Source organism: Chryseobacterium nakagawai, from assembly GCF_900637665.1.
Lineage (GTDB): Bacteria > Bacteroidota > Bacteroidia > Flavobacteriales > Weeksellaceae > Chryseobacterium > Chryseobacterium nakagawai.
Window position 1 is genome coordinate 1,382,049 of the sequence record NZ_LR134386.1, and the last position, 12,461, is coordinate 1,394,509.

The 12,461-nt window shown below is 34.6% G+C and carries 9 protein-coding genes; 7 read left to right on the forward strand and 2 right to left on the reverse strand.

The window, feature by feature from the left end; translation table 11 throughout:
* The first annotated feature begins 10 nt into the window (after window positions 1–10).
* From kdpC to EL260_RS06300, 7 genes are all read left to right on the forward strand, one after another.
* On the forward strand, window positions 11–568 hold the full coding sequence (kdpC, locus tag EL260_RS06270) for a K(+)-transporting ATPase subunit C (RefSeq protein WP_123859341.1): 558 nt from the start codon (window positions 11–13) through the stop codon (window positions 566–568).
* A 60-nt stretch (window positions 569–628) separates the two neighbouring features.
* Entirely contained in the window at window positions 629–1,714 is a 1,086-nt protein-coding gene (locus EL260_RS06275; protein WP_228445342.1) for a porin, read from the forward strand.
* 45 nt (window positions 1,715–1,759) lie between these two features.
* Window positions 1,760–2,869, forward strand: a complete 1,110-nt coding sequence (locus EL260_RS06280; RefSeq protein ID WP_123859343.1) for a sensor protein KdpD — start codon at window positions 1,760–1,762, stop codon at window positions 2,867–2,869.
* 90 nt (window positions 2,870–2,959) lie between these two features.
* A complete protein-coding gene (locus tag EL260_RS06285) occupies window positions 2,960–4,675 on the forward strand; it encodes an ATP-binding protein (protein ID WP_123859345.1) in 1,716 nt (571 codons plus the stop codon).
* 35 nt (window positions 4,676–4,710) lie between these two features.
* Window positions 4,711–5,238 carry an STM3941 family protein gene (locus EL260_RS06290; protein ID WP_123859347.1) on the forward strand — a complete coding sequence of 176 codons (528 nt, stop codon included), beginning with the start codon at window positions 4,711–4,713 and terminating at the stop codon, window positions 5,236–5,238.
* A 41-nt stretch (window positions 5,239–5,279) separates the two neighbouring features.
* The gene (locus EL260_RS06295) at window positions 5,280–5,741 is read left to right on the forward strand and encodes a hypothetical protein (protein ID WP_123859348.1); all 462 of its coding nucleotides are present in this window, start codon (window positions 5,280–5,282) and stop codon (window positions 5,739–5,741) included.
* A gap of 71 nt (window positions 5,742–5,812) precedes the next feature.
* On the forward strand, window positions 5,813–7,240 hold the full coding sequence (locus EL260_RS06300) for a hypothetical protein (RefSeq protein WP_123859350.1): 1,428 nt from the start codon (window positions 5,813–5,815) through the stop codon (window positions 7,238–7,240).
* Window positions 7,241–7,365: 125 nt separating this feature from the next.
* Here EL260_RS06300 and EL260_RS06305 read toward each other — a convergent pair whose 3' ends face one another.
* Both EL260_RS06305 and ligA read right to left on the reverse strand, forming a co-directional pair.
* Complete coding sequence (locus tag EL260_RS06305; RefSeq protein WP_123859352.1) at window positions 7,366–10,074, reverse strand: DUF7619 domain-containing protein; 2,709 nt, start codon at window positions 10,072–10,074, stop codon at window positions 7,366–7,368.
* Between the two features lie 158 nt (window positions 10,075–10,232).
* A complete protein-coding gene (gene ligA / locus EL260_RS06310; RefSeq protein WP_123859354.1) occupies window positions 10,233–12,239 on the reverse strand; it encodes an NAD-dependent DNA ligase LigA in 2,007 nt (668 codons plus the stop codon).
* Window positions 12,240–12,461: the final 222 nt, after the last annotated feature.

Sequence of the window (12,461 nt, forward strand, 5' to 3'; positions counted from 1 at the left end):
AATTTAAAAAATGAAAAATCATATCGTTTCAGCATTCAGACTCACTTTGGTAATGCTGGCAGTTGTAGGAATTTATCTGATCATTGTATATGGAGGATCAAAAGTATTGCCTACTCAGGGAAATGCAGAGATTATTAATTATAAAGGACAGAAATTCTATGCCAATATCGGGCAGGAATTTAAATCTGAAAAATATTTCCATGGCCGTCCGTCCTCAGTAAACTATAATGCTGCAGGAAGTGGAGGAAGCAATAAAGGTCCCAGTAATGAAGATTATCTGGAAACTGTACAGAAAAGAATAGATACCCTGAAATTGCAAAACCCGGAAATGGGAAGTACTCATGTTCCTGTTGAGCTTGTTACAGCAAGTGGAAGTGGGTTAGATCCTGATATTTCAGAAGAAGGAGCATTGTATCAGGCTAAAAGGATTGCCCACATGAGAAGTCTTTCCGTTGAGCAGATCAACAATTTAATTAAAAATCAAACTGAAAAGCCCTTTTTAGGACTTTTCGGACCCTCAAAAGTGAATGTCTTAAAGCTTAATATTGCTTTGGACCAGTTAAAATAACTAACCATTAACCATGTCAGGGTTTTAATCTTGATGTGGTTAACATCCCCTAAAGTTAACGTGAAAAAATATCTATTTATAGGTGCAGTATTGGGAACATTTTTTTCCAAAGCACAATCATCAGATTCATTAAAAACAGGAAATAAAGTGACATTTTCTGCATATGCAGAACTCTTCTATACTTACGATTTTAATGAACCGGGAGATCATCTCCGTCAGAATTTTTTATATTCATACAACAGGCATAATGAGCTAAACCTTAATCTGGGATTGATAAAAGCTAATTATCAGAGCGAAAATGTTCGAGCCAATCTGGCATTAATGGGCGGAACTTACGCACAAGACAATATGGCTGCTGAACAGAATGCTTTACGATATATTAATGAAGCGAATGTAGGAATCAAAATATCCAAAAATAAAGACCTATGGATTGATGCGGGAATTATGCCCTCTCATATTGGTTGGGAAAGTGCGATAGGAAGAGATAATATTAATCTGACCAGAAGTTTTGCCGCTGAGAATTCACCTTATTTTGAAACTGGAGCTAAAATTTCATATACTTCAGATAATGGAAAATGGTTTTTAAGTGGATTGGTCCTGAATGGCTGGCAGCGTATTGCAAAAGTGAAAGGAAATCAGAATATTTCTTTTGGGCATCAGGTGACCTACAAACCAAATGATAAAGTAACTTTGAATAGCAGTTCATTTATTGGAAATGATAAAGCTAAAGATGAGAAAAGAATGCGTTATTTCCATGATTTGTATGGAAGTGTCCAATTGACGGATCAGTTTTCAGCTTTGCTAGGATTTGATATCGGAGCAGAGCAAAAGACCAAAGGAAGTGAGCAGTATAATATATGGTACAGCCCGAATGTACAAATGAAATATCAGGTTGATAGTAAATGGGCACTGGCCGGAAGACTGGAATATTATAATGATAAAAATGGAGTCATTATCAGCACAGGAACTCCTAATGGTTTTCAAACTTTCGGGTATTCGCTGAATGTGGATTATGCTGTGTTTAAAAATGTTGTTTTTCGTACTGAAGCAAGAGGATTTACTGCCAAGGATGCTATTTTTGCGAAAAATGATGATTTCAGAAAAGGAAATTTCTTTGTTACAACAAGTTTAGCGGTATGGTTTTAACCAAAGGAAATAGTGTTTAAAATAAAACTAAAAAGAATCAAATCAATGTCATCAGCAAAACATTTTTTAGAACTGATCCAGAAATCCCGGAAAGGAAAATTCAAGATCTATATTGGGATGAGCGCAGGTGTTGGGAAAACTTTCCGGATGCTGCAGGAGGCTCATGCTCTTTTACGGAATGGCATTGATGTAAAGATTGGTTATATAGAAACCCATGACCGGGAAGAAACGGTAGCTTTGGTGGAAGGAATTCCGGAAATTGAAAGAAAATCAGTCTTTTATAAAGGTAAAAACCTGGAGGAAATGGACCTCCAGGCTATTATTAATGAACATCCGGAGGTAGTTCTTGTAGATGAGCTGGCCCATACCAATGTGGAAGGCTCTAAAAATAAAAAGAGATGGCAGGATGTACTGGAAATTCTGGATAACGGAATCAATGTCATCAGTGCCATGAATATCCAGCATATTGAAAGTCTTAATGAAGAAGTTAAAAAAATTACAGGGGTTGAAGTTGCTGAAAGAGTTCCGGATAAAATTTTAGCGCTGGCCGATGAAGTGGTCAATATCGATCTTACTGCCGATGAGCTGCTCACGCGATTGAAGGAAGGAAAAATCTATAAGAAAGAGAAAATTCAGACCGCTCTAAGTAATTTCTTTCAAAGCGGACACATTCTCCAGCTTCGTGAGCTTTCGTTAAAAGAAGTGGCAACGCATGTAGAAAGAAAGGTGGAAGCTGAAATTAAGACAGAGAATTTTAAACCTATAAAATTCCTTGCTTGTATTAGCAGCAATGAGAAAATTGCCAAAACGATCATTAGGAAAACAGCCAGATTGGCGAGTTATTATAACAGTCCATGGACGGTTCTCTATATCCAGAAACCCTCTGAGAATCCTGAAAAAATAGCTCTGGACAAGCAACGGTATTTGATTAATAATTTTAATTTAGCACAGGAATTAGGAGCCAAGGTTGTCCGAATTAAGGAAAGCAGCGTTCATAACGGAATTCTGGAATATGTAATTGCCCATAACATTACCACAGTTTGTATTGGAAAACCTCATGCAAAACTCTGGCAGCGTTTGTTCGGTTACAGCTGGATCTATACTTTGATGAACAGGCTGAATGAAAGACAGGTAGACATTATTATTTTATCTTAAAAGTAATGAAATCGCAATGATTTGGAAACACAAACACCGAAAAGATGACGCGATTGCATATGTCTTTTAAAAAACAATAAGTATTCTCATATGAAACTTAAAACAAAACTCACCTTAGGCGTTGGCCTTTTATTTTTACTGATCGTCCTGCTTTCAGTGATAGGTTCTGTATATATTAATAAGCTGAAATCGGATACTGAAAAAATTCTTACAGCCAATTACAACAGTCTCGAGTTCTCTAAAAATATGCTTCTTGCCCTGGATCATATTGATACAGACAGTGCTGTTGCAGTGGCTGATTTTCAGAAAAATAACAGGCTCCAGGAAAAAAACCTTACCGAATTTGGAGAAAAAGAGGCTACCCAGAATTTGAATCTGCACTTCAGCAGCTATCTAAAAGAACCGACTTTCAATAAAGAAAAGCTGATCCGGGAAGATCTCGCAAAGATCATGTCTTTGAATATGAAAGGGATTGAGCGTAAAAGTGATATTGCGATTATCACAGCCGGAAATGCCACTTTTTGGATTGTCAGCCTCGGAACAGTCTGCTTCCTGATTGCTTTTATTTTACTTTTCAATCTGCCTCAGACCATTGCTGAACCTATCAACCAGTTAACCTTCAGTATCAGACAGATTGCAGATAAAAATTATAATGAAAGGGTACATTTTAAAGGGAGTGAAGAATTCAGCAGTCTTGCAGATTCTTTTAATGTGATGGCAGAAAAACTTCAGGAATATGAAAGCAGCAGTCTTTCTAAACAACTGATGGAGAAAAAAAGGATCGAAACTTTGGTCAATAATATGCATGATGCCGTGATTGGGCTGGATGAAAATCATTTTATCTATATGATTAATGATGAAGCTTTAAAGATTACCAATCTCCACAAAGAAGATATCATTGGAAAAACAGCCCATGAAGTTGCCGTTAATAATGATTTGATGCGTGAATTATTGAAGAATATCGATCATCCGGTGAAAGAACCTATCAAAATTGTCCGGGAAAACAAAGAAAACTACTTTGAACAGGATATTGTTCCCATCAATATTGTAAAAACAGGAGAGAAGGAGAAGAAATATATTGGAAAAGTGATTTTGCTGCGAAATATTACACCTTTCAAAGAACTGGATTTTGCTAAGACTAATTTTATTGCAACCATTTCTCATGAGTTAAAAACTCCGATTTCTGCTATTAAAATGGGAGTACAGCTGTTGGGAAATCAGAAATTCGGAGAGTTGAATGAGCAGCAACAGGAATTATTGAAAAGCATTAATGAAGATGGGCAGCGGTTGTTGGATATTACAGGTGAACTCCTTAATCTTTCGCAGGTGGAATCCGGAAACATCAGGTTAACGGTTGAAAAATGTTCCCCTAAAGAGATTGTACTGGCAGCTGTGAAAAATGTTGAAAAACTGGCAGAGCAAAAAAATATCTCAATACATACAGCATATCAGCTGGAAGATACTGATTTTGTAACTGCTGATTTTGACAAAACGGTTTGGGTAATGAATAATTTTCTTACCAATGCAGTCAAACATTCTTTTCAGGATGAAGAAATCCGGATTGTAGTGGAAAAAATAGATGCTTTTATCCAGTTTAATATCATAGATACAGGAAGTGGTATTGATGAAAAGTATCACAGACAGATCTTTGACCGCTATTTCCAGGTTCCGGGAGAACATCAGAACGGAACAGGTCTTGGGCTGGCGATCTCCAAAAATTTCATTGAAAAACAGAATGGGGAAATTGGAGTCAGTAGTGCTTTGAATAATGGAAGTACTTTTTATTTCAGACTTCCCATTGCTTAAAGTTTTATATATTTGAATCCTATCAAATAGAGACTATGAAAGAGCATCACTTTTATTCCAGTAAAATTAAAAGCCTGGTACTGCTTATCATTTCATGTGTTTTTACTTTTGGTCTTTCCTACACGGATTTCAAGGATGAGAATATTTTTATAATAGGAATTCTTTCTCTTGGAATTACGCTTTTTTCATTTGGAATACTATACTCAATACTGCTGTTAGTACGAACAGAGCCTTTACTGACTGTAACAAATCAGCAGATTATTGTTTATAATGTATTGAGAAAGCCCACATTCATCAAGTTTGACGAAGTCACTTTATTTTTTATAGTAGATATGCGGCATTATGGGATTAAGACTTCATCCTATATCTGTGTTATCACGAAGAAGCCAAAAGAGAATCCTAATGTCATAGACAAGGTATCTACAACAATATTACCTCATTTAAAAGGAATCCGTTACAGTATTCAGACCGATATATTAAATGTAAAGGCAAAGGTTTTGCTGGAGCTTTTGAATAGCAGGATCAGACCTTATAGCTTGCTGGGTAAAGAAGACAAATGGTAGGCAAAAATTATTATTATTCTATATTTGCCACAATTAACGAAATGAAGAAAGATATAAACTTATTAGCCATATCATTCTGTATGATTCTGAGTGTGAGTTTTTCTGCTCAAACTTTTACCTTAGAACAATTTACCACGCTCAACAAATTGGGAATGGCTGATTTTAAAAATGAAATGAAAAGTCTTAATTACAGGTTTTATGATAAAACAGAAGGTTTAGGCTTTGTCTTGAATGAATATGAATCAGCTGATTACCAATCTAAAATCGGTAAGTTTGAATACAAAGATCAATCAGATGACCGAATTGAATATGAATTCCAAAGTAAAAAAGAGTACGACCAATACGTTAAGGTCATTCTCAAATCCGGATATAAAGAGACTGAGAAAGGGAAGACAATCACCAAAGATTCTTATGTAGATTATTTTAAAAATAAAGAACACATCAGATTGGTTACTCCTAAAGATGTGAAGAATAATCGATATGCGATTCTTGTTTTTAAATAACGTGATTGGCATTATGATTTATCAAAATTAAATAATGAAATTTCTTTACATTTACACATCTAAAAACTATCATGAAAAGGACTTTCAGTCTTATAGCATTGCTAATCGTTTTTTTGGTCTGTGCACAGGTTTCAGATCAAACTGCTTCTCTTATTAATCCCCTTAAAAAATTAAAATCTTTTTCCATACTTGATGAAGAAAAGATAAGAGATATTGAAAAACAACTCTATAAAGAAGCTGATACCAAGGAACTTTGTTTTTTAGCTGAAAAGGGATCTAATGTCTATATAAAAGCTACAGCAATCAATGTTCTTTCTGAAAAAGATAACAGTAAGCTTTTAGATATTTTTAATAAACATATATTTTCGAAAGAAAAGATTGTTCGAACGACATCTTGTCTTTCCAGCGATTATCTTTTAAGTACTCATATTTTTGAAGCTATATTAAACAGAAGTAAGCTTTCCGAAGATGACAAAGAAACCCTTAAGCAAAGAATGCTTTTTGAGGTTCTGGATCATAAGCCTGTAAATAGAGAATTACTGGAAGTTATAAGTTTAGAAGCTCCAAAAAGCGAAGAAATGTATTCTAGGCTTAGAAAACTTGTTGTTGAGATGAGATCAGATGTACTGCTGGCTATTATTGCAGAATATAAAAAACCACAGGATATTGAACTTATAAAAAGCTTTGGAAAAGATGCTTATTTCGCTATAGAAGCTTTTCCAGATCCACAATTTCTGCCATTTATGAAAGAAAATGTAAAAGACTCTAAGGATTTTCCTTTTATGTTTGCTTTATCTAACTTCTGTAGTGAGGAGGCAAAGGAAATTGTTATAAAAGCTATTGAACATAATAAAAAAGAGAATTTGAAAAACGATTGTGGAAATGCATGCCTTTCTACTATATATCAACAGGTATATAAGGAGAAATGTACATTGTATTATCCATTGCTGGCAAACCTATGGCTTACAGACAAGATAATCTCTTTTGATATCCTTGAATATTATGAAATGACGCATACAAAAAAGGAAGTTGAAAAATTTCTGTCAGAAGGATTTCTAAAACCTGGTGAAGCAGAAATTATGGCTTTTAATGAATATAACCTGGATGATAATCTGGATAATCTAACCGGTGAACTTACGTTTGATCCCACTTTGAGATTAATTAAACTCCTTGAGAAAACAAAAAAAATTTCGGATACTCTATATGATAAAGCCGTTAGAAATTCACTTGAGAATATTGATGGTCTGTATCTGGATTCTTTTATTTCGGAATTAAAAGATAATTCAGTTATACTCAATAATAAGGATATTTTGATTGAAAGTGTGAAAGTCAATAAAAAAATAAATGATTTACGCTTTATGATAAAAGGGATTGAAACACTTAATGATAATGATCTTTATAATAACTGTATAACTATAATTTCCCAAAGAAAAATTGATTTTTTAGGTAAAGAGGCAAAAGAGTATGAAGAATTTTTGGAAGACCACAAATTTAAATAAAAATATAATCTGGCATTTTTTCAGCTATTTCTCTGGTAAGTGAATACTTTATAATAATTTGTTTTAAAATACAAAAGGCTGCGAATAGTTTTTCGCAGCCTTTATTATAGAGTTGTTTTATAAGTTTATTCTTTAATGAATTTCTCTGCAGAAACTTTATCTTGTAAGAATAGTTTAATCAGATAATTTCCTTTCGGAAGATCTGAAACTGGAACAGAATTTCCTTTTGTACCCATAGAAGTAATGACTCTTCCGGTTGCATCATAAATTACAGCCTTACTTACTTCATTTGCAGATTGAATATACAGGATGTCTTTTACAGGATTAGGATAAATGCTTATTGTATTCTTATCGTTTTTGATCTCTGAAGTAGTCAATGTACCCATCACCGATGTTGTATAAGTATTGGTAACAATAGGAAAATTGTAATCAAAGTAGATCTTGGCCGTATTGCTGAAACTATTACCTACCGCTAAAGTAGATTTTGTTTTAATCTTAAATGATATATATCCGTCATTGTTAGCATCATCAAAAGGCAGCTGAATATTTTCGAAAATAAATTCTATCACATTAGGATCAGTTATTCTTGTTACGTAGCTGTGGCTTCCATTCAAAGGAACTAAAGAAGAAATATCAAATTTTGAGATATCAATCTCATCTTTTACCACAATGTTTCTGGCATTGGCTGTTCCTGTATTTTCAAATCGGATTAAGTAATGGACGTAGTCTCCAACCTGGGTTTTTGAGATAGCAGCTCCTTCAAGACAGGTTTTATCATTAGGATCAAAAGAGTTCACAACTGTTTGGTTCAGTACAAAATTATTATCTGCAGGAGTGTCATCAGTAGCTCCGTTAATCTGTGCAGTGTAATGTAGAATATCACCCCCATTTAAAGCTGGAGTTTGTGTGGGAGTATTTAGCTTAACTGTAAAGATAATTTCCTTGGTTTCAAAGGGTTGAAGATTTGTGAAATTCCAGTTCAATGTTCCGGAAGATTGAGAAGAAGGAGACAATGTCGCACTCATATAATCCATTAAATTATCATTGTAAGTAAATATCAGATTGCCTGATTGTGTGGTAGTCCCTTTGTTTTTATAAATGATTTTATAGGTTGATTCGAAGCCCGGAGAAGCGTCTGTTACCGGTATAATTACTGTTTCCAAGTCATTATGAACACCATTAGGAGTGATGCAGAAATTTTGAGTAAATGGACTTGCTTGTTGAGGGAAACTAACTGTAAAGTTTGTAGGTGAAATATTGAAATATGTTGGGTTTTCAAGAACCGGAGTCACTGTATGGGTGCCTGCCTGTACCGGAATAGAAAAATTTCCGGTAGTATTTGCAATTGCAGTTCCTGTATTGCTGCCTCCTGTTATGATGAACTTTTGCAAAGCCTTGTTGGCATCATTGGTATCACAGCCATTGTTATTGCCATCTACTTTTACATTTCCCTGAATGGTATAAAATGTACCTCCAGGGTTAAATGAACAGTATGAATTGATTTCTGTCTTACCATTATTGACAGAAACATTATTAGCATTAAAATAATTAATTTCGTTTTCATCACAACAAATATAAGCAAGGCTTGGATTAGGAAATAAATGAGTAAGAATAAAAGCCTGAGAGGTTCCGTTCTTTAAAAAAATTTTTTGTAAATTATGATTATAACTACAAGCTACATATTGCATTGCTTTATTTTTGGAAAAATCAAGTTCTGTAAATAGATTCTCAGTACATTGTAGGGAAGTAAGATTGGTCAGCATGCTGACATCCAGACTTAGCAGATTATTAGAACTGCACCATAAAGTTTCGATATTGGTAGCTGTAGACAAATTAAGAGCAGTAAGCTTATTGTTGCTGGCATACAGAGTTATAAGATTAGGTGCGTTATTGATGGTAAGATTGGTCAGTTGGTTACTATAACATTCAAAATGCTGCAGACCATAAAGGTTGTTTAAAACTACAGAAGTAAGTTTATTATTCGAAAGATACATCATGCTGAGCAAAGGAAGATTATTAATACTCATGCTTGTAAGAAAGCAGTTTTCCAATCTTACCAAAGAAAGAGCAGTGCAGCCGTCAAGAATTGCCGTCTGAAATTTATTATTGTTACCTTCTAGTGTTTTAAGGCCTGTAAGATTGGTCAGGTCAAGATTAATTAAACCCGTGTATTGCATTGCTAAACTCTTAAGTTGTAAGGAACCGCTCAAATTGAGTTGTGATAGCTTAGATGCATTACTTATTTCCAATTCCTCCAAAAAAGGCATATTTGCTGCATTAATTGTTTCAAGATTAGAATAGCTTATCAATACTTTTTTTACTGCTGGAATTCCTTGTAGATTTAAATGTTGCAGTTGATGACCTCCGGTATATAAATTGACTAAAGAGTTATTGGTAAGGGCCTGCGTTGAAAGATTGTTGCTTGTGATGTCAATTGATTGGAGAAGCGGGCAATTAGTAATATTTATAGAAGTCAGATAGTTAGAAGAGATATTCAGAGATTTAAGTTCAGGAAAACTGAGAGATGCTGAGATTAGATTATTACTCATTAAATTTAATTCTTTCACATTTGAAAATGCTTCAAGACCACTTATATTAACGATTGCAGAACTCTCAACGTTAAGTTTCTCAACGGCGAGAGCTTCAGACAGCTGAATTTCACCATCATTATTGGCATCTATCTTAATACTGCTTCCTGTGGAATTCATTGCAATATTATTTGTAGCCGTTGAAGATAAAAGTTTGTTTTTTAATTTAACATCAGGAATCGTAACGATTTGTGCCTGTAGGGCAGAGAACATAGTCATCAGAAGGACTAAGTAAATTTTTTTCATGGTTTAGTTTAATTTTTAACAAAAGTAAACTTTTAATGAATTGATTTAATTTTTTTTAAATTTTATTATGGATTGATTGCTAATCGATTGTGTTTTTTGTGAAAATAAATAAGCCACGAAATCTTTCGTGGCTTATTTTCAATCAAAATATAGATTGCTTATTGTTTATCAATTAAATCCAAAAACTGTTGCTCATCCAGAATTTCAATCGTTCCGATATCCTGAGCTTTTTTCAGTTTACTTCCAGCTTTTTCCCCAACAACAAGATAGTTGAGGTTTTTTGAAACTGCAGAAATATTCTTTCCTCCATGTTTTTCTACCATTTCCTCAGCAGCTTCTCTGGTGAATAGAGATAATTTCCCAGTGAAAAGAAATGCTTTTCCTTCCAGAACGTTGGATAAAACTTCATTCGTACTTTCTCCTTTTTCAAGCTGTACCCCGTAAGATTTTAAACGCTCAATCATCAGTATGTTTTCAGAATTCTGGAAGAAATCTACAATACTTACCGCGATCTTAGCACCAATATCTTCTACCTGACAAAGCTCTTCGACAGTAGCAGCTTTTAATTCTTCTATAGTAGGGAAGTTTTTAACCAGTTTTTTAGCAACCGTTTCACCTACATGCTTGATCCCGATTCCATACAATACTTTTTCAAATGAAATCTCTTTTGATTTTTCAATCCCTGAGATGATATTCTGAGCAGATTTCTCCGCCATTCTTTCCAGTGGAAGAAGCTGTTCTTTGGTTAACACATAAAAATCAGCAGGATTTTCAATCAATTTTTCCCTGTAAAGCTGTTCGATCGTTTCACTTCCAAGATTATCAATGTTCAAAGCTTTTCTTGAAACATAATGAATCATTCTTCCTACTACCTGTGGTGGGCAGTGAAGTTCATTCGGACAGAAATGGATCGCCTGGTCTTCAATTTTTACCAGCTCAGTTCCACATTCCGGACAATGTTTGATATATTCTATTTCTCTGCTCTCTTCAGTTCTTTTGTCTGTATTTACTCCAACAATCTTTGGAATAATTTCACCTCCTTTTTCTACATAGACAAAATCATTCTCATGAAGATCAAGCTTTTTGATGATGTCTTCATTATGCAGAGATGCTCTTTTTACAATCGTTCCAGCCAACAAAACAGGCTTTAAGTTGGCAACAGGAGTAATCGCTCCGGTTCTTCCTACCTGGTAAGAAACACTTTGAAGCTCAGTTTCTACCTTTTCGGCTTTAAACTTATAAGCCATAGCCCAACGTGGAGATTTAGCCGTGTATCCAAGCTGTCTTTGCTGCTGTAAAGAATTTACTTTTAGTACAATTCCATCAATTTCGAATGGCAGGTTGTGACGTTCCGTATCCCAGAATGTGATAAACTCTTTTACCTCATCCAATGTTTTACAAAGCTTTGCCTGTTGAGAGGTCTTGAATCCCCAGCCTTGTGCCTTTTGTAGCAATTCCCAGTGTGTTTCAGCAGGAATATCTTCAGAAATGAATTGGTATAATACGGAAGAAAGTGAACGTTTTCTTACCTCTGCACTGTCTTGCATTTTCAAACTTCCACTTGCCGTATTTCTAGGGTTCATGAATGGATCCAGTCCCTCTTCTTCGCGAAGTTTATTAAGTTTGTCAAAGTTCTTTCTCGTTAAATAAATTTCACCACGCATAAAGAATTGCGAAGGGAAATCACCTTTTAACGTTAAGGGAATATCAGAAATGGTACGGACATTCGGCGTAATTTCGTCTCCCTGAAAACCATCACCACGGGTTACCGCCTGAGTAAGTTTTCCGTTTTCATAAAGAATAGAGATCGAGGCTCCGTCATACTTCAATTCAGCCACAAATTCTACAGGTCCATCTATAGTTTTGATAATTCTTTTCTCCCAGTCTTCAAGATCATCAAAGTCATAAGAATTATCCAAAGAATACATTCTGAATTTATGCTGAATCGTTGGGAATACCTTTGTAATACCACCACCTACACGCATGGTAGGAGAGTTTTCATCATAAAACTCAGGGTGCTTGGCTTCCAGATCCTGAAGTTCCTCCAATAACATATCAAATTCGTAATCTGTAACGGTAGGAGTATCCAGAAGGTAGTAGCTTTCGTTATGCTGGTGCAGCTCTTTGCGGAGCTGTTCTATTTTTTGTTGAATGTTTTCAGACATCGGGTTTATATCTTTTGAGCAAAAATAACTAAAGTAATCTCATTTAAAAAATAAGAGAATTAAATATTACAGGAAAATTAATAATCTGTAACATGCTTTAACCAACTGGCTCTGTAGAAAATAAAACAGATGTTTAAAGTAATTTAACATATCGTTTTAATTTAATTAAAAAAATGTTAAAACTCCCTTAAACAGATGCCTCTCAAAGTAAAAATACCTTTG